An 18,690-nucleotide genomic window follows, 5' to 3' on the forward strand; every position below is an offset into this window, starting at 1 on the left:
CGCGGGGGCCGGCGCGGCTCAGGGGCGCGTCGGGTCCGCGCTCAGGCCGCGGCGGAGGCGGCGGAGGCCGCGGCGGGTGTGGCTCTTGACCGTGCCGAGCGGCAGGCCCGTGCGCTCCGCGATCTGTGCCTGGGACAGCTCCCCGTAGAACGCCAGGCACAGCACGCGGCGCTGCGCGGGCGGCAGCTTGCCCAGCTCGCGCAGCAGCAGCACCCGGTCAAGCACCGCGTCCGGCTGTTCGGCGGCCGCTCCGTCCGCCGGCAGCGCGCCGCCGGCGGCCGACACCAGCTCGGCCCGCCGGGCCCGGGCCGCGCACGCGTCCGCGATCTTCCGCCGCGCGATGCCCACCAGCCAGGACGGCAGCGGCCCGCGGTCCGGGCGGTAGCCCTCCCGGCCGTGCCACGCGGCGACGAACACCTGCTGCACCACGTCCTCGGCCTCCCTGGCGTCCGCCAGCGCGCGGCAGGCGAGCGCCTGCACCAGCCCGCCCCAGCGCTGGTAGGCGACGCCCAGACAGGCCTCCTCGCCGCGCACGAGGCCGGCCGCCACCTCCGCGTCCGTGAGCGACGACGGCGCGGGCACGGTGGTGATCGCCATGACGACTGCTCCTTCCGGTCGGGGCCACCGCAGTGTCCCCGGACGCGGGCCCGGGAGCGTTCCCGCACACCGCACGAGTGCCCCGACATCGCACGGTTGGCCGCATGCCCCTTGCCGGGGGATCCGGGGCCGCGGCCGCGCGGCCCGAGCGGCCCGCGCTGCGCGCGGCAGCCGCCGGGCGGTCAGGTCGGCGGCCCGAGGGCGCGCCCCCGGACCGTGCGGTCCGCGCGTCGCGCGGCGGTCGCCGGGTTGGGCCGGGCGCGGGCCGGGTCGTCAGGCTCGGGATCCGGGAGCCGCGCTCCCGGGACTGGGCGGCAGCCGCCGTGTGCGGCTGGCCGACGGTCGGGTGTCGGGGGCGCGCCCCGGGGCGGTGCGGTCCGCGCGTCGCGTGGTCGCTGCCGGGTTGGGCCGGGCGCGGGTCGGGCTGCCCGGTCGGGTGTCGGGGGCGAGGCCCTGGGGCCGTGCGGTCCGCGCGTCGCGCGGCGGTCGCCGGGCTGGGCCGGGCGCGGGTCGAGGCCGTCAGGTCGGGGTCCGGGGCGCGCCCGCGGTGTCGTGGGGAGCCGCCGGGGCCGGCCGGGGCGTCAGTGGCCGCCGCCCGGGCCGCCCCGGCCCGGGCGGCGCCGCTCCTTCCCGACCGGGCCGCCGGCCCGGTCGGGTGACGCGGCGGAACCGCCGGAGGCGGCCGTGCGGGCGATGGTGCGGGCCATGCCGCCGAAGACGGCGGCATGGAAAGGGGAGATCGCCCACCAGTAGGCGTGTCCGGCCAGGCCCCGCGGGTGGAAGAGCGCCCGCTGCCGGTAGCGCGATCCGCCGGCGGCCGCGTCCTCGTCCACCCGGAGTTCGAGCCACGCCAGCCCGGGCAGCCGCATCTCCGCGCGCAGCCGCAGCAGCCGGCCGGGCTCGACCACCTCCACCCGCCAGAAGTCGACCTGGTCGCCCACCCGCAGCCGCTCCGGATCCGGCCGCCCCCGGCGCAGGCCGACACCGCCGACCAGCCGGTCCAGCCAGCCGCGCGCGACCCACGCCAGCTGCGCGGAGTACCAGCCGTTGTCCCCGCCGATCCGCTCGACCACTCGCCACAGCGCGGCCGGCGGCGCCGCCACCGGCCGCTCGCGCACGTCGGTGTAGAGGCTGCCGCCCGACCAGCCGGGGTCGGTGGGCAGCGGGTCGGCGGGCCCGGTCCACGGCGGAGCCGCGACGACCCGGCGGCCCGGCACCTGCCCGCCCCGCACCCGCCGCAGCGACAGCGTCAGTGCCCGCCGGAACGTGGCGGGCCCGCCCGGGGGATCCGGCACGTAGGCCGTGATGTCCCGCTCCTGGCACACCACCTCGTGCCGCAGTGACTCGATCAGCGGCCGGGCCAGCCCCGGCGGCACGGACGTGACCAGCCGGATCCACAGGCCGGACAGGTGCGGGGTGAGCACCGGGACCGGGACGATCAGCCGCCGGCGGAGGCCGGACGCCGCCGCGTAGGCGCGCATCATGTCCCGGTACGTCAGCACGTCGGGCCCGCCGACGTCGAAGCCGCGGTTCACGTCGTCCGGCAGTTCGGCGCAGCCCACCAGCAGCCGCAGCACGTCGTCGACGGCGATGGGCTGGAGCCGGGTGCGGACCCAGCGCGGGGTGACCATGACCGGCAGCCGTTCGGTCAGCTGGCGCAGCATCTCGAACGACGCCGAGCCTGAACCGATCACCACCGCGGCCCGCAGCACCGCCGTGGGCACCCCGCTGGCCAGCAGGATCCGCCCGACCTCGGCCCGGGACCGCAGATGCGGGGACAGGCGGTCGTTCGGGATACCGGCCGGGGTGAGCGCGCCGAGATAGACGATCCGCCGCACCCCGGCGGCCCGGGCGCGGTCGCCGAACAGCCGGGCCGCGTGCCGGTCCGCCGCCTCGAAGTCGTCGCCCCGGCCCAGACCGTGCACCAGGTAGTAGGCGACGTCCACGTCGCGCAGGGCGGCGTCCACCGCGTCCGGATCCGCGATGTCGCCCTCCGCGGTCTCCACGTCGTCCGCCCACGGCCGCTCCGCGATCTTCGCGGGCCGGCGGGCCAGGCAGCGCACCGCGTACCCGGCGGCGAGGAGCCGCGGCACCAGCCGGCCCCCGACGTAGCCCGTCGCGCCGGTCACCAGGCAGCGCCGGCCCGACCCCGGCCCCTCCGGCCCTGCCCCGGCCGGTCCCGCCCTCACCGGCCGCCGCCGTCGTCGTCGTACCCGAGCTCCCGGGCCTCCTTGAACCGTTCGAGGCCGCGGGAGAGCGGGATCAGCGGATCCGGGTAGCGCAGCTTGGCGCGCTCGTCCTCGGGCAGCTTCCACGGCTCGTGCACCGCGGAGCCCGTCAGATGTTCCAGGGCCGGCACCCAGCGCCTGACGTACTCCCCGTCCGGGTCGTACCTGCGACCCTGGGCCACCGGGTTGAGCACCCGGTTGAAGCGCGTGTCGACGCCGGTGCCGGCCACCCACTGCCAGTTCATCTGGTTGTTCGGGATGTCGCCGTCCACGAGGTGCCGGAGGAAGAAACGGGCCCCGATCCGCCAGTCGACGTACAGCGTCTTGGTGAGGAAGCTCGCCACCAGCAGCCGGGCGCGGTTGTGCATCCAGCCCTCGTGCCGCATCTGCCGCATCGCCGCGTCCACCACCGGGTAGCCGGTGCGGCCCTCCCGCCACGCCTCGATGTCCTCCCGCGCGATCCGCTCGTCCCGCCAGCGGTCGCCGCGCTCCCGGTAGTTCTCGAACGACGCGCGCGGCCGCGCCGCCAGCAGCTGGTAGTGGAAGTCGCGCCAGGCCATCTGCCGCACGAAGTCGACGGAGTCGGGGTCGCGGGATCTGGCCCGGTGCACCACCTCGACGGGGGACAGCGCGCCGAAGTGCAGGTACGGCGACAGCCTGGAGGTGGCGTCGGCGCCCAGGTCGCCCTGCCACTCGTCGTAGTCCGCCAGGCCGGAGCGCAGCCAGGCGGTGAACCGCTCCCGCCCGGCGCCTTCGCCGCCCGGCGCCAGGCCCGGTGCCACCCCCGGGATCCGGTCGCGTTCGGGCAGCCGCTCCGAAGGGATCCGCTCGGGCACCCGCACCTCCCGGGGCGGGGCCTGCGGTTCCCGCAGCGGCTCCGCCGACCAGCGGCGGAAGAACGGGGTGAAGACCGCGAAGTGGTCGTTGCCCTGCGGCGTCAGCTGGCCCGGGGCCACGACGGTGATCACGGCGTCGTGCACGGTCAGCCGGCAGCCGATCGCCTCCAGCGCCTCCCGCAGCCGCCGCTCCCGGCGCTGGGCGTAGAGGCTGACCCCGGCCGCGACGTGCACCGCGCCGGCCTCGCACTGGGTGACCAGCGCGCACACCTGCTCGACCACTTCACCCGAACGGACGATGAGCCGTCCGCCCCGCCGCCGCAGGCCGGTGTCCAGATCGGCCAGGCAGTCGGCCAGGAAGGCCATCCGGTTGGGCACCACGAAGCCGGTGGCCTCGATGCCGGAGTCGCGCACGAAAAGCGGCACCACCGCGTCCGCCTCGCGGACCGCGGCGCGCAGCACCGGATTGTCGTGCAGCCGCAGGTCGGAGGTGAACAGGGCGACCGAGACGCGCATGACACCACTCTCGTCCGGCCGGGTCCCGCGCGCGACCCCCGACACCGGGCGACGGCCCGGATGCGGGCGTCCGGGGTGGTCCCGGTGCGGCGTTCGGGTCACGGGTGCATCCGGTGCGGCCGCCCGGCGGGAACCGACACCGACCCCGGACTCCGACCTAAGGAGGGGCGATGCGCCCTGCAGGTGCGGTCGCACCCCGTCCCGCGCGACCCGGGACCGCGGGCGGCCGGCCCGTGGCGCCGCCGCGTATCGGCGGCGAACCGGGCTCGGTCGACGGTGACGTGCCGGGCGCCGTGGGCCGGGTGCTCCGCGACTACCTGGACGACCGACTGGCCCACGCCAGGGCGGCGGACGAGACCTTCGCCCGCGACGTGGCCGAGCGCGTCGCCGGCTTCACCCTGAGCGGCGGCAAACGGTGGCGTTCGTCGTTCGCCTGGTGGGCGTGGCGGGCCTGTGGCGGCCTGGAGCGCGGCCGGGCCGCCGCCGCGACGCTGCGGGTGGCCGCCGCGCTGGAACTCATCCAGACCTGCGCGCTGGTGCACGACGACGTCATGGACGGCTCCGAGACCCGGCGCGGGGCGCCCGCGCTGCACGCCGCGTTCGCCGCGCGGCACGTCGGCGCGGAGCTGCGCGGCTGCCCGGCGGAGTTCGGCCGGGCCGCGGCGATCCTGGCCGGCGACCTGGCGCTCAGCTGGGCCGACGACCTGGTGGCCGAGGTGGAACTGGCGCCCGGGCTGTGCCACGACGTGCGGCGGGTCTGGCGGGACCTGCGCACCGAGATGGTGGCGGGCCAGTACCTCGACCTGCTGGCCCCGGCCACGGCGTCCCTGTCGGTCACCCGGGCGCTGCGCATCGCCCGGCTGAAGAGCGCCCGGTACACGGTGGAACGGCCGCTGGCGCTGGGCGCGACGCTGGCCGGCGCCGACGAGGCGACGATCGCGGCGCTGCGCGGCGCGGGCCGGTGCGCGGGCATCGCCTTCCAGCTCCGCGACGACCTGCGGGGCGCGTTCGGCGACCCGGCGGAGACCGGGAAGCCGTCCGGCGACGACCTGCGGGCGGGCAAGCTCACCTATCTGGTGGCGGTGGCGAAGAGCCGCGCCGAGGCGGCCGGCGACACGGCGGCGCTCGCGGTGCTGTGGGACGGCCTGGGCCGCCCCGAACTCGGGGACCGTGAGCTGGAACGGGTCCGCGCGGTGCTGGAGACCACGGGCGCCCGCGCGCAGGTGGAGGACCGCATCACCCTGCTGCTGGGCCGGGCCCGGCAGCGGCTCGCGGAGACGAACGTCAATCCCGAGGCCCGCCGCCGCCTCGACGCCCTCCTCCACCGCGCGGCGGGGCTTCCCACCCCGCCACCGGCCTTGCCGGCCGAGCCCGCAACGCCGCGGCCCGCCGCCCCCCGGCAGACCCTGTCGTCCGCATCCGGCGGGGTCGGATGTGCTGCTCCGCAGCCGGGGCCCGACGCTCCGCGCCCGGCGTCGTCGTCCGCCTCCGCCGAAGCGGGTCCGGCGCCCGAGCTCGGGGATCGGGTCGCCGCTGGCCGGCGGGCCTTGGCGGCCGAGTCCGGAGAGGGCTGGGTGAGTGCCGCGCAGCCGGCGCCGCCGGCCGGATTCGGCGGTGCGGCGAATCCCGGCGTCGCGCCGGGGATGACGCCGCCACCGGATCGAGGCGACGGGCCGTCAGGCCCTCGCGAGCCGGCCGCCGAACCCCGGAAGGGTCGTTCGGACGCGTCGGCGCCACGGCGCCGGGCGGCGGGCGAGGAGGGCGACGACCCGGGCCGGGCCGGGGCGTCCCCCGCCCCGCCCGGACCGGAGGTCCGACGTGTTCCGTCTGGCCGCTCGGAGCCCGGCCGGGCCTCGGACGGCGCGGCGCCCGGTGGCGGCGGCTCGACGGTCGACGGCGCCCGCCGCCGGAGCGCCGCCGGAGTTCCGGCCGAGGAACGAACGGCCGGCGCCCAGGAGCCCGCGAACCCGTGGTGGCGGAGCCGCCGCGACCGGGACCCCATCGGGCCGCTGACCAGCGCCTCCGAACCGGGCGACGCCCACCCCGTCCCCGAGACCCCGGGGCGAAGCGACGGCACCTCCCGGGCCCTCCGGGGCCCCGGCGAGGGTGACGACGCCGGAAAGGCGGGGGCGTGAGGCGGGTCGCCGGGCCCACGGACCACGTGGTCGTGGTCGGGGCCGGGCTGGCCGGGCTGGCGGCCACGCTGCACCTGCTGGGCGCGGGCCGGCGGGTGACCGTCGTGGAGCGCGACCGGATCCCGGGCGGCCGGGCCGGGCTGCTGGAGCGCGGCGGCTACCGGATGGACACCGGGCCCACCGTGCTCACCATGCCGGACGTGATCGACGAGGCGTTCGCCGCCGTCGGCGCCTCGCTGCGGGACCGCGTCGAACTGCTCCCGCTGCACCCGGCCTACCGCGCCGAGTTCGTCGACGGCAGCCGGCTGGACGTGCACACGGACGCCGAGGCGATGGCCGCCGAGGTGGAACGGTTCGCCGGCCCCGGCGAGGCCGCCGGCTACCTGCGGCTGCGCCGGTGGCTGACCCGGCTCCACGCCGTGCAGCGGGACCGTTTCATCGACGCCAACTTCGACTCGCCGCTGCGGCTGCTGACCCCCGACCTGGCCCGGCTCGCCGCGCTCGGCGGTTTCGGCCGCCTGGACGCCACCATCGGGCGGTTCCTGTCCGACGCCCGGCTGCGCCGGGTGTTCACCTTCCAGGCGCTGTACGCCGGGGTGCCGCCGGCCCGCGCGCTGGCCGCCTACGCCGTCATCGCCTACATGGACACCGTCGCCGGCGTGTTCTTCCCCCGCGGCGGCGTGCACGCGCTGCCCCGGGCGATGGCCGCCGCGGCCGCCGAGGCGGGCGCCGAGATCCACTGGGGCAGCGAGGTGACCGCGCTGGAGCGGATCGGCACCCGGATCGCCGCCGTGCGCACCGCGCGCGGGCGCCGGATCCCGTGCGACGCCGTGGTCCTCACCCCCGACCTGCCGGTCGTCTACCGGCTGCTCGGCCACCGTCCGCGCCGGCCGACCGCGCCGCGCCACGCGCCCTCGGCCGTCGTGCTGCACCTCGGCGCCCGCGGCGACTGGCCGCGGCTCGCGCACCACACGCTGTCGTTCGGCACGGCCTGGCGCCAGACGTTCCAGGAACTCACCCGCGACGGCCGGCTGATGACGGACCCGTCGCTGCTGGTCACCCGGCCCACCGCGACCGACCCCTCGCTCGCCCCGCCCGGCCGCCAGCTGCTCTACGTGCTCGCGCCCTGCCCCAACACCGAGTTGGGTCCGCGCGCCGTGGACTGGCGGGAGCTCGGCCCCCGGTACCGGGACCGGCTGGTCGGCGAGCTGGAGCGGCGCGGCCTGGACGGTCTGGGCGCGGCGATCGAGGAGGAGGTGCTGGTCACCCCGGCGACCTGGACCGCGCGCGGCCATCCGGCCGGAACCCCGTTCTCGCTGGCCCACACCCTCGCCCAGACCGGCCCCTTCCGGCCCCGGAACCTGGTGCGTGGCCTGGACAACGCGGTCATCGCCGGCTGCGGCACGACGCCCGGCGTCGGCGTGCCACCCGTCCTGATCTCCGGCAAACTCGCGGCGGCCCGAGTGACCGGCGCGGCGCCCTCGCCCGCGCGACGCCGCCCGGCGCGCCGCGCGGCGGACGCAGGCGCACCGGCGGCCGGGCCGGATTCGGCGGACGCCGCGGCTCCGCCCCTTCCGCCGGCCGCGGCGGCTCCGGTGGGCGCAGCGGAGGAGGCGCCGGCGGGCCCGACCGCCTGGGCGCCCTCGGCTGCTCGGGCGGACGCGGCCGGCCTGGAATCCCCGCTGCCTCCGGCGGCCGCGTCGGCGGCGGAGCTCGTCGTCGACCCACCGCATCCGCATCCGCCGGTCCTGGCGGTCCCGGCGGACGGGGCCCCGGCGGACGAGGCAGCTCCGCGAGGGGCGCCGACGTCGGCGCGGTCCCGCGCCGAGTCCGCGGCGCCGAGGCGCGCCGGGCCGGCGCCCGGGGCCCCGGCGAGGGAACCGCGATGAGCGCCCGGGAGCTGGACGCGGCCGGCATCACCGACCCCGAACTGCGGGCCGCGTACCTGGTCTGCCGCCGGCTCAACGCCCGGCACGGGCGGACGTACTTCCTCGCCACCCGGCTGCTGCCGCCGGACCGCCGCCCGGCGGTGCACGCGCTGTACGGCTTCGCCCGCTGGGCCGACGACATCGTGGACCACCCCACCACCGGCCAGGCCGGCGTGGCTGACCGGCTCGCCGTGCTCCGCTCCCGGCTGATGCGCGGGCTGCGCTCGGGACACAGCACGGATCCGGTGGTGCTCGCCCTGGCGCACACCGCGCGCCGGTACGCCATCGACCACCGGCACTTCCACGACTTCATGGCCGCGATGCGCAGCGACCTGTACGTCACGGACTATCCGACCTACGCCGACCTGCGCCGCTACATGCACGGTTCGGCGGCCGTCATCGGGCTCCAGGTGCTGCCCGTGCTCGGCACCGTCGGGCCGCCCGACGAGGCGGCCCCGTACGCCGCCGAGCTCGGCGTGGCGTTCCAGCTGACGAACTTCGTGCGCGATGTCGGCGAGGACCTGGACCGGGGCCGTGTCTACCTGCCCGCCGACGTGCTGGCCGCGCACGGCGTGGACCGCGCGCTGCTGCGGAACTGCCGCGACACCGGGCGCACCGACCCCCGGGTGCGCGCCGCGCTCCGCGACGCCGAGGAGCTCACCCGCCGCGCGTACCGGCGCGCGGCGCCGGGCCTCGCGCTGCTCGATCCGGTGTCCCGGCCGTGTGTGCGGACCGCGTTCACGCTGTACGGCGAGATCCTCGACGCGGTGGCCGCCAGCGGATACGCCGCGCTGCACCGCCGGGTCGCCGTGCCCGGGCGCCGCCGCGCCGCGGTTGCCCTTGCCGGCCTGTTCGAGGCGAGGGCCGCACGGCGCCGCGCCCGCCCGACCCGTGCGGCCGAGGCCGCGGTCCCGGTGCCGGGCACCGGCCCGGCGGCCGGCACCGCCGGGTCGTCCGGCCTGCGGACGGCGGCCCGCACTCCCGGAACCGACACGCCCCGAGGAGCGGTCTGATGGCCCCCCACGACCCGACGTCCCGGCCTGGCCGTGCCCCCGCCCGGGCGGCGGCGACCGGTCCGGCCGGCTCGGCGGCACCGGCCCCGCCGGCCACGCGGGACGCACCGGTCCGGGCGTCCGGCTCGGTCGAGGCCGTCGGGTCGCTTCTCCCCGAGCCTTCGACGCGGCCCTCCGACAGCGCCGACAGCGCCGCACCACAGCAGCGTCCGGACCGCCCTCCCGCCCCTGGCGCGCGGGACGCCGGGCGCTCCGCGCCGGGGCACGACGGCGCGGAGCGCCCGTCGCGCCTGCCGCTGCGGCTGCGGCGGGGTGAGCCGTGGGCGGAGCAGGCGCCCACCTGGCGGGCGGCCAGTCCCGCGCTGATCGCCGAGGCCCTGAAGCGGGCCCAGGCGCGGCCGACCGGCAACTGGTTCGTGCTCGGCCCGTCGACCGCCGTCGGATCCGGCCGCCCGTTCGGCCGGACCGTCGCCGGCACGGAGGTCGTCGCCTGGCGGGACGCCGCCGGCCGGCTGCGCGCCGGGCCCGGCGCCTGCCCGCACCTGGGCGCGCCGTTGCGGGACAGCGTCGTGCACTGCGGGCGGCTGGTGTGCCACTGGCACGGACTGGCCCTGGACGGCGGCCCGTTCGCTGGCTGGGAGCCGTATCCGGCCCACGACGACGGCGTGTTGGCCTGGGTGCGGCTCGACCGGGCGGGCGGCGAGCGGCCCACGGACCGGCCGCCGGTCCCCATCCGGCCGGCGACCGCCGCCGCGATCAGCGCCGTCTACACGGGCATCGGCCGGTGCGAGCCGGAGGACGTCGTCGCCAACCGGCTCGACCCGTGGCACGGCGCGTGGTTCCACCCGTACGCCTTCGTCGGCCTGACCGTGCTGGACACCCCGTCCGCCGACGACCGCGACGCCTTCGTGGTCGAGGTGTCGTTCCGGGTCGCGGGGCGCGCGGTGGTGCCGGTGCGGGCGGAGTTCACCGCGCCGGGGCCGCGCACGGTGCTGATGCGCATCACGGACGGGGAGGGCCGCGGCTCGGTGGTCGAGACGCACGCGACGCCGCTGGCCCCCGACGCCCGGGGCGCGCCGCGCACCGCCGTCATCGAGGCGGTGGTCGCCACCTCGGACCGCCCCGGATTCGCCCTGGCCCGTGCCCTGTCACCGCTGGTCCGCCCGCTGATCCGCGCGGCCGCCGCCCGCCTCTGGCGCGACGACCTCGCCTACGCCGAACGCCGCCACACCCTCCGCACCACCGGCACCTTCCCCGGCTGACCCGCCGGGAGCAGGACGCCACGCACCAGGGTGGCGTCGACCAGGATGGCCGTGGCCATGCCGAGGCCCAGCATCCTGTACTCGATGGCGGACAGCGTCAGGAAGATCGTGAAGACGCCCGCCCGCGAGCGCCGCGACGACCGCGGCCGGTGGCTAGGTCGCGTAGTCGCCCCGACGGGGAGGCGCCAGGCGGGCGAGGGCGCGGAGGGCGCCCGTGCGGCCCCGGTCGGGCGGGAACCAGAGGGGGTGGCCGCGCACACCCCAGCGTTCGAGCAGGGCGTTGGCGGCCAGGAAGCCGGTCGTCGCGGCCCGTTCCATCAGCGCGACGGGATACGGGGTGCGCACCAGATCGCCGGCCAGCAGCACCGTGGGATGCGGGCCGCGCACGCCCGGACGGTCCGCGAAGCGGTCCACGGGGAACAGCGGGCAGTCGTCCCGCCACTCGTGCCGGGCGTCCACGATCCGCGCCGCGCCGGTCTCCGGCCAGGCCCGGCGCAACCCGTCCAGCAGCGCGCGCTGCGCCGCGCGCCGGTCCGTGCCGGGCCGCACCGCGTACCCGTGCAACTCGACGACCGAGCCGCCGGTGCGCGCCGACCAGCGGGCCGCCTCGCCCTCGTACCGCTCCAGCACGCTGATGTTGTCCAGACCGCCGAAGCCGCTGGTGCCGAGGAAGCCGGGTCGCCGGGCGGCGACCCGGCGGTCCAGCCAGAGCCGGGAGACCAGGAACGGCGGCGCCGTGCGCAGCCGTTCGATCCGGTTCCGCCAGGCCGCGTCGCCGAGCCCCGGCGAGGCGGCGACGACCGCCCGCAGTCCCGCCGTGTCCAGCGCCAGCACCACTGCGTCGTGCCGCTCGGCCGCGCCGCCGTCGGAGCCGTCCGTCACCACCCGCAGCCCGCCGCCCGGCACGGGCGTCACGCTGTGCACGGCGGTGCCGGGACGCAGCCGCGCGCCGTGCCGCTCCAGATGCCGGGCCAACGGCCGCCACAGCGCCTGCGGGAACGGCTCGCGCGGCACGTCGAAGAGCAGGCCCTCGCTGGAGCCGAGGAAGTAGATGTGGAACATCAGCACCATCTCGGCGGCCGACAGCACCCGCGGGTCGGCGAAGAAGCTCCGCGAGAACACCTCGAAGGCCAACGCCCGCGCCGCCGGCGGGAACCGGATCGCGGAGAGGAAGTCGTGCGCGCTGACCCCGTCAAGACGCCGGTACACGCCGGGCACCCGGACGTCGAACAACGGCAGCGCGCCGCGCGGGTTCATCCGCAGCAGGTCCCCCCAGCCGAACGAGGGGCTCGCGGCCACGAAGCCGAGCGCGCTCCATGGCGGGGTGCGCGGCACCCGGCGGAAGCTGTCGCGCGAGCCGTCGGCGTGCTGGAGCGGGTAGTCGGGCAGCGCGGTCAGCATTCCGAGCCCCGGATCGGCCCGGCGGAGCAGCGCGCGGAGGTTGTAGTACTGCCGGAAGAAGGCGTGGAAGCCGCGGGTCATGGTCGCGGACGAGCCGTCGGCCAGTTCGGTGGACCAGCCCGCGAGCCGGCCGCCGAGCACGTCGTCCCGCTCGTACAGCGTGACCCGCACGCCCCGTTCGGCCAGCGCGGTGGCGGCGGCGAGGCCGGCGATGCCGCCGCCCGCCACGGCCACGGCGGGCGGCCGGCCGGTGATGCCGACCCGCCCCGGCCGGGGCGCCAACCGGCAGGCCCGCGCGTCCCGCCCACCCGGCGCCACCACCCCGCGCGTCAACACCCCACCCACGTCAGCCCCGCCCCGCACGACGCCCGCTGCCGCGGCGGCCGGGGCCGGGGTCCGCCGCCTCGCCCGACTCGCCGTCGCCGCCGAGCCCGCCGCTTCCGCCACCGTCGCTGACCGAGGGGACCGGGCGTCCCGCGTCGTCGAGGAGGGCCGCGCGGTCCGACGTGCCCGAGGGGTCGGGGTCCTCGGCGCCATGGGCCCGGCGCGCCGTGAACGTGTGCACGATGCCGGTCTGCCAACCGGGCAGCGGCAGGGTGCGGACGTCGGTGAAGCCGGCGCGGCGCAGCCGGGCGTGGAACTCCGCGGCCGTGTCGAACTCCACCACGCTGCGCCACAGATGCCGGTACAGCCGGCCGTCGCCGGTCAGCGTCGCCAGCGGCAGCACCACCGCGCCGCAGACGGCGCCCCAGACGGCGCGGTGCGCGCGCCGGCCGCTCAGCGTGTACTCGTGCACGACCAGCCGGCCGCCCGGCACCAGCAGCCGGCGCGCCTCGTCGAGCACCCGCGCCGGTTCGGGCAAGTTGCGCACCAGGTACGCGGCGAAGACCGCGTCGAACGGGCCGCGCACCCCGGCCCCGGCCAGCCTCCCGGCGTCGGCCCGCACCCATCGGACGTGCGGCGGCCACGACTTGGCCGCGGCGCGGGCCAGCATCCCGGCCGAGGCGTCCACGGCGGTGATCCGCGCGCCGGGCGCGGCGGCCAGCAGCGCGGCCGTGGACGCGCCGGTCCCGCAGCCGAGGTCCAGCACCCGCGGCCGGGCCCCGCCGTCCCGCAGGCCGAGCCGCCGCGCGGACCGCCGCAGGCCGGCGTGGTAGCCGGGGTTCAGCGCGACCATCAGGTCATACCGCCCGGCCGCCCGATCGAACGCGGCGGACAGGACCCCCTCCCGCAACACGGCCGCGCTTCCCGGGCCCGAACCGGCCGCGCGTGCATCAACGGTGGCCATGTCGCGCTCCCCTCTCCGGGTGCGGCGGCCGGATGCCGAGCGTGACCGTGCCGGCCGCGCCATCCCGTTCCGAGGTCGGGGCGGCGCGGCCCCGGCGTCCCGTCGACGAGTCCGGCGTCGGGGCCGCGTCGACGCCGCCGTCCCCGCCGCCGTCGCCGGCCGGGCCGGGGGTGTTGGCCTCGGAGGGGCGCGGGCCGGCCGGCCGGAGGGCCGGGGCATCGGCCCCGGCGGGGCCGTACGCGGGAGGCGGCCGGTCCGTCGGCCAGGAGCCCGACGTCCGGGCGCCGCCGGTGAGTGCGTTGCCCGCGGTGGGAGGCCGGTGCGCCGGTGGGGGCGTCGGGGGCGGCGCCCCCGGTCGGCCGTCCGCCGGCGCCCGGAGGGGCGCCGGCGGGACGCGGCGCGGCCGCAGGGGGAGCCCGGCGGCGGCGAGCAGCATCGGGCGAAGCGGCAGGCGCAGGCCGATCGCCACGTCCTCCAGGAGCCGGGTCTCGCCGTCGAGGAAGCACAGCAGCCGCTCCATCGGCACCCCGGCGACCAGCCGCCACAGCAGCTCCGCCCCGGCCACCCTCCCCTCGGCCAGGGCGCGGAGCAGCACCGCGTCCATCGCGCGGCAGCGCCCCGCGTGCGGCGGTGGCGGCACGGGCGGCCGGCCCGCGCGGAACGCGGCGGCCACGGCCCGGCTCTGCCGCTGCACCGCCGCGAAGGTGTAGCCGGTGGACGGCCGGGTCGCGCCGCCGGCGGTGCCGATCCGGAAGACCGAGGCGCCGGCGCGGCGCGGGAAGCGGCCGTCCGTCATCGGGATGACGCCCTGTTCGACGCCGGTGATCCGGTAGCGGCCGAGCCGCAGCACCTCGCCGGCGTACCGGCGCAGCGCCGCCTCGTATCCGGCCGTGTCGAGCACCGTGGGCGAGGACACCGGGGAGAACTCGGTGTACTCCACGAGCGCCTCGCGTTCCCCGGTGGGCAGCACGTAACCGAACGACACGCCGCGGGCCGGCTGCGGGGTGCGGAAGTCCATCAGCTCCGCGACCCCGGGGTCGAACGCCGGCCGTTCGGTGCGCACGAACCAGCCGCGGAAGTGCTGGAGCAGCGTGGTGCGGGCGGCGGGCAGCCGCTCGGGCGGCCGGGAGTCGTACGCCCAGCGCGCCCGCAGCACCAGGGGCGTGCCGTCGGCGTGCACGCCCCGCACCTCGGCGCCGCCCGGCACGTCCCGCACCCGGTGGACGGTGGCGTGCAGCAGCCGGAAGCCGGGGCGGCCGACCAGCCGGGCCAGCACGGTGGCGGCCAGGTCGTCGGAGCGGATCCGCTTGTACCGCAGCGGCGTCGGGCGGCCCTCCAGGCGCCGGCCGTCGGGGCCGTGCACCCGCAGCCGCCGCCACACCGCGGAGACCGCGTCGTCGTGGTCGCCGTGCTCGCCCTCCCAGAAGCACCAGGTGCGCGGCGGCGGGCGGAGCGGGCCCGGCGGCGCGTCCAGCAGCACGACGCTGGGCGGTTCGGGGCCGGCGGCGGGGGAGCGGAGCTGGTGGGCGAGGCAGAGCCCGGCGGCCCCGGCCCCGACGATCGCCACGTCCGCCACATCCCCCTGGTGCCCGCGCCCGTCGCCCACCGCTGCCTCCCGCTGCTCGGGTCCCGGGCCCTCGCGCGCCCGGCTCCCCGACATTCCGCGCCCGCGGCGGGGCCGGGTGGGCGGGAACGGGGGGTCGGCCCCCGAGATCGGTCAGTGCGCCGGGGTCAACACCACCTCGGCACTGCCGCTGAGCTCGGGGAGCCCGTCCTCGCCCGGGTCGGTGTAGCTGGCGTGGAAGACGCCGTGCAGGTCGTCGTGTTCCGGATCGTGGCCGTCCGGCACGGACGTCAGGATCGTGCCGGTGCACCCGTAGGACGTGGACATGCCGTGCCCGTGGTCGTCGTGGCCGAGGACGTAGTCCACGGACACCCGGGAGCAGTCCACGGGCTGGTCGTCCGTCACCTGCACCTCGTACGCGACGCGGTCACCGAAGTGGAACTCCTGCCCGTCCTCCGGGGTCGCGAAGGTCACGGTCGGGGCCTCGTTGCCCACCACGATCTGCACCTCCGCGGAGGCCGAGCGGCCCCGGTGCCGGCCGCCCACGTCGGTGACCTGGAGGCTGGCCGCGTAGGCGCCGACCTCGGTGTAGGTGTGGGTCGGGTTGGGCTCGCGGGAGTCGACCCGGCCGTCCGAGTCGAAGTCCCACTCGTAGCGCAGCCGGTCGCCGTCCGCGTCCGTGGTCCCCTCGCTGGAGAAGTTCACGGTGAGCGGCGGCTCCTGGGCGCTGGTGACGTCCGCGGCGACCGCGGGCTCCGGCGAGTGGTTGCCGTTCGGCCCGATGTAGTCGATGCGGGCGAGCTGGGCCTCCTCGTTCTCGGCGAAGTACCCGGAGCCGTACTCCAGCACGTACAGCGCGCCGTCGGGGCCGAACTCCATGTCGATGACGCCGACGACGTCCATGCTCGGCAGGACGTCCTGGATGCTGCTCAGCTCGCCGGCCGGGCCGTCGAGCTCGAAGCCCTTGATGTAGTCCCGGGTCCAGTCGTAGAAGAGCGGCAGTCCGTCGAAGCTCTTCGGCCAGGCGACCGGGGTCGGGTCGAGGGCGGTCCAGAAGCTCCAGTCGTACGCGGGTCCGGCCATCGGGGCGATGCCGCCGGTGCCCAGCTCGGGGAACTCCGCCGACTCGGCGCCCGGGTACCAGATCTGCGGCTGCTGCACCGGCGGCAGTTCGGTCAGGCCGGTGTTGTGCGGCGACTCGTTGACCGGGGCCGCGCAGTCGAACTCCTCGCCCGACTCCTGCGTCTCGAAGTCGTAGTCGACGTACGGCAGCTCGGCGGTCGCGCAGTACGGCCAGCCGTAGTTGCCGGCTTCCTGGGTGGAGAACCACTTGCCGGTGCCGGCGGGTCCGCGCTCCGGGTCCGCCTGGCCGGCGTCCGGCGAGTAGTCGCCGACGTACAGCTCGTCGGTCCGCGGGTTGATCTCTATTCGGAACGGGTTGCGCAGCCCCATCAGGTAGATCTCGGGCCGGGTGCCCTCCGTGCCGGGCTCGAAGAGGTTGCCCTCGGGGATGTCGTACGAGCCGTCCCGCCGCACGTCGATGCGGAGCACCTTGCCGCGCAGGTCGTTGGTGTTGGCGGCGGTGCGCTGCGCGTCGAAGTACGGGCTGCGGCCCTCCCGTTCGTCGATCGGCGTGTAGCCGGCGGAGGCGAACGGGTCGGTGTCGTCACCCGTGGACAGGTAGAGGTGGCCGTCGCTGTCGAAGGTGATGTCACCGCCGACGTGGCAGCACTGGCCGCGGCTGGTCTCCACCTCCATGATCTGCTGCTCGCTGGACAGGTCGATCTCGTCGCCGGTCAGCTTGAAGCGGGACAGCCGGTTGACGCCCTCGAACGGCTCGAAGTCCGCCGGTTCGCCGCTGGTCGGCGCGTCGCCCTCGTTGACGTCCGGGGTGTCGGGGTCGTCCTCCGGGGTGTTCAACGGCGGCGCGTAGTAGAGGTAGATCCACTTGTTGGTGATGCCGAATCCCGGGTCCACCGCGATGCTCTGCAGGCCCTCCTCGTCGTGCTGGTAGACGTCCAGCTCCGCGGCGAGGGTGTTCGTGCCGGTGTCGGCGTCGTTGAGCCAGACCTCGCCGGCGCGGGTGGTGTGCAGCACCCGGCTGTCCGGCAGGACCACCAGGTCGATCGGCTCACCCGGGGTGTCGTTGAGGGTGACCTTCTGGAAGTCGCTGTCGGCGGGTGGATCGTCCGGATGGTGTCCGCCGTGCGCGGCCGAGGGGATGGGCGCGTTGATGAGGGCCGTGGCGACCAGGGCCACGGTGGCGAGTACGGGGATGGTGCGACGCATGGTTGCCTTTCATGGCGTTCCGTGGCTTCCCAACGAGGTGGGGGGTACGGCTTCGCGGCTGCCGGGCCGCGGGCCGGGGGAGCGAGGGGCCGGCGGTTGGTGGCCGCCGGCCGGCGGCGCTGATCCTGGAAGGCGGGGGAGAGGTGGGTGGGGGGACCCGGGACCCGGGGGAGCGATCGGGGGAGGCCGCGCGCGGGGCGCGGCGTCAGCAGCGCAGGCCGCGCAGGTAGTCGTAGCCGACCGCGGCGGTCTGCTGCGGGGTGACGTCGGGGGTGTCGTTCTCGACGATGTACTCGAGCACGTCGTGGGCCCGGAAGATCGGGCGGAAGTCGATCATGCCGGTGCCCAGGTCGCACATGTCGCCGGTCTCCGGGTCGCGGTCCTTGACGTGGTACTGGAGCACCCGCTGCGGGGCGCGGCGGATCACGTCGATCGCGAAGCCCTCGGGGTCGCGGACGCCGTCGCCGCTCTCGATGCCGCCGGTGACCGCCCAGTAGATGTCGATCTCCAGGTGCACCAGATGCGGGTCGAGTTCCGAGGTGAGCACGTCCCACGGCGTGCGGCCGCGGCCGAGGTCGGTGGTGAACTCGTGGGCGTGGTTGTGGTAGCCGTAGTGCAGCCCGAACCGGCGGGCGGCCGCCGCCTCCTGGTTCATCTGCTCCGCCCAGCGCTTCCAGTCGTCCAGCTTCTCGGACTGGAGGTAGGGCACCACCATGAAGGACTGGCCGAGGGTCCGCGCGTTGCGCAGCTTGGTCCGCAGGGCGTCCTCGTCCTCGCTGATGCCGTCGTGGCTGGAGGTGCAGCGGATGCCCAACTCGTCATAGAAGTCGCGCAGTTCCTCGGCGGTGCGGCCGAAGTAGCCGAGCGCCTGCTCGACCCGGGGGTAGCCCAGCTCCGCGACCTGGCGCAGCGTCTCGTCGAAGCCGACGTCGCCGTTCAGGTCGTCCCGCATCGAGTACAGCTGGAGGCTGATGCGATGGCGCGGCACGTGGGCCGATCCCCACCCCCAGTCCCAGTCCCAGTCCTGGCCGCGACCGTGCGCGCTGGCCGTGCCCGCGGAGGCGGCGACGGCGGCGACCGAGCCGAGCCCCGCCGCGAACGCGCCCTTCAGCAGCGAACGCCTGCCTGGCGCGCGGTGGGCGCGCGCCGCGGCGAGCGCCTGATCGTCCGGCAATCCGTAACACATACGGCTCTCCTGTCACTCATCTCTGGGCAGGGCTGGCGGAGGTCGGGTGGGGTAGTGGTCCTCGTACTCCTGGGCGGGGGTGCGACGGCACCAGTGCGGACAAAGTAGGAAGGACTTTAAACGGCGTCAATAGAAAGTTCCGCACTCGAATGCGAAACTCGTGAGGCCCAAGGGCAAAGTGTTCGCCCCGTGCACATCGGCGCACGCGCGGTCACCCGACGGACCGTCAGGCGAACGGTGCGCGAGCACGGATCGGCTGAGCGTGGCGCTCGCCGCGCGGGATCCCGCGACGCGTCGAGCGGCCCTCCGCGCGGCCCGCACGAGCCGTGGATCGGCCCGCGTTCCGGGGGCGCGGGGAGGATCACGGCAGAGCGGCGCGTGCCCCCGGGCCCTCGGAGCCCCGGGAGGCGCCGCCGCCGCTGGTGTCGCGGGCGGCGAGGGGGCCGC

9 protein-coding genes and 3 pseudogenes are annotated in these 18,690 nt (G+C 77.1%); 4 read left to right on the forward strand and 8 right to left on the reverse strand.

Annotated elements, in window-relative coordinates; genetic code table 11:
• Positions 1-18: 18 nt before the first annotated feature.
• The 3 genes from ABGB06_RS02330 to ABGB06_RS02340 form a co-directional block, all read right to left on the reverse strand.
• Positions 19-597 carry a sigma-70 family RNA polymerase sigma factor gene (locus ABGB06_RS02330; protein WP_347584916.1) on the reverse strand — a complete coding sequence of 193 codons (579 nt, stop codon included), beginning with the start codon at positions 595-597 and terminating at the stop codon, positions 19-21.
• Positions 598-1,178: 581 nt separating this feature from the next.
• Positions 1,179-2,726, reverse strand: coding sequence for an SDR family oxidoreductase (locus ABGB06_RS02335; RefSeq protein WP_347584917.1), 1,548 nt, complete (start codon positions 2,724-2,726; stop codon positions 1,179-1,181).
• Positions 2,727-2,782: 56 nt separating this feature from the next.
• Positions 2,783-4,177, reverse strand: coding sequence for a deoxyribodipyrimidine photo-lyase (locus tag ABGB06_RS02340; protein ID WP_347584918.1), 1,395 nt, complete (start codon positions 4,175-4,177; stop codon positions 2,783-2,785).
• 170 nt (positions 4,178-4,347) lie between these two features.
• Between ABGB06_RS02340 and ABGB06_RS02345 the strand changes: the two genes are divergently transcribed.
• The 4 genes and pseudogenes from ABGB06_RS02345 to ABGB06_RS02360 all read left to right on the forward strand — a co-directional run bounded on the left by ABGB06_RS02345 (position 4,348) and on the right by ABGB06_RS02360 (position 10,515).
• Positions 4,348-6,312 (forward strand): polyprenyl synthetase family protein, encoded by a 1,965-nt coding sequence (locus tag ABGB06_RS02345; RefSeq protein ID WP_347584919.1) that lies wholly within the window; start codon positions 4,348-4,350, stop codon positions 6,310-6,312.
• A pseudogene (crtI, locus tag ABGB06_RS02350) lies at positions 6,309-7,784 on the forward strand (phytoene desaturase family protein); the annotation flags it as partial. The gene ABGB06_RS02345 and the pseudogene crtI, both read left to right, overlap by 4 nt.
• A 413-nt stretch (positions 7,785-8,197) precedes the next feature.
• Positions 8,198-9,253 carry a phytoene/squalene synthase family protein gene (locus tag ABGB06_RS02355; protein ID WP_347584920.1) on the forward strand — a complete coding sequence of 352 codons (1,056 nt, stop codon included), beginning with the start codon at positions 8,198-8,200 and terminating at the stop codon, positions 9,251-9,253.
• Positions 9,254-9,549: 296 nt separating this feature from the next.
• Positions 9,550-10,515, forward strand: a complete 966-nt coding sequence (locus ABGB06_RS02360; RefSeq protein ID WP_347585425.1) for a DUF5914 domain-containing protein — start codon at positions 9,550-9,552, stop codon at positions 10,513-10,515.
• A gap of 153 nt (positions 10,516-10,668) precedes the next feature.
• Here the strand turns inward: ABGB06_RS02360 and ABGB06_RS02365 are convergent, their stop codons facing one another.
• The 5 genes and pseudogenes from ABGB06_RS02365 to ABGB06_RS02385 form a co-directional block, all read right to left on the reverse strand.
• On the reverse strand, positions 10,669-12,249 hold the full coding sequence (locus ABGB06_RS02365; RefSeq protein ID WP_347585427.1) for an FAD-dependent oxidoreductase: 1,581 nt from the start codon (positions 12,247-12,249) through the stop codon (positions 10,669-10,671).
• Positions 12,250-12,457: 208 nt separating this feature from the next.
• Positions 12,458-13,204 (reverse strand): annotated as a pseudogene (locus ABGB06_RS02370) (methyltransferase domain-containing protein); the annotation flags it as partial.
• A 394-nt stretch (positions 13,205-13,598) separates the two neighbouring features.
• A pseudogene (locus ABGB06_RS02375) lies at positions 13,599-14,780 on the reverse strand (lycopene cyclase family protein); the annotation flags it as partial.
• A gap of 141 nt (positions 14,781-14,921) precedes the next feature.
• Positions 14,922-17,057, reverse strand: a complete 2,136-nt coding sequence (locus tag ABGB06_RS02380) for a PQQ-dependent sugar dehydrogenase (protein WP_347584921.1) — start codon at positions 17,055-17,057, stop codon at positions 14,922-14,924.
• A gap of 205 nt (positions 17,058-17,262) precedes the next feature.
• Complete coding sequence (locus tag ABGB06_RS02385) at positions 17,263-18,243, reverse strand: sugar phosphate isomerase/epimerase (RefSeq protein ID WP_347584922.1); 981 nt, start codon at positions 18,241-18,243, stop codon at positions 17,263-17,265.
• Between the last annotated feature and the right edge of the window lie 447 nt (positions 18,244-18,690).

The organism is Streptomyces sp. B6B3 (assembly GCF_039871525.1).
Lineage (GTDB): Bacteria > Actinomycetota > Actinomycetes > Streptomycetales > Streptomycetaceae > Streptomyces.

Bases quoted from the DNA above. Each gene is read 5' to 3' on its own strand.
- ABGB06_RS02345 (WP_347584919.1), top strand. From the start codon at position 4,348: ATGCGCCCTGCAGGTGCGGTCGCACCCCGTCCCGCGCGACCCGGGACC.
- ABGB06_RS02330 (WP_347584916.1), bottom strand. From the start codon at position 597: ATGGCGATCACCACCGTGCCCGCGCCGTCGTCGCTCACGGACGCGGAG.
- ABGB06_RS02355 (WP_347584920.1), top strand. From the start codon at position 8,198: ATGAGCGCCCGGGAGCTGGACGCGGCCGGCATCACCGACCCCGAACTG.
- ABGB06_RS02380 (WP_347584921.1), bottom strand. From the start codon at position 17,057: ATGCGTCGCACCATCCCCGTACTCGCCACCGTGGCCCTGGTCGCCACG.
- ABGB06_RS02385 (WP_347584922.1), bottom strand. From the start codon at position 18,243: ATGTGTTACGGATTGCCGGACGATCAGGCGCTCGCCGCGGCGCGCGCC.
- ABGB06_RS02340 (WP_347584918.1), bottom strand. From the start codon at position 4,177: ATGCGCGTCTCGGTCGCCCTGTTCACCTCCGACCTGCGGCTGCACGAC.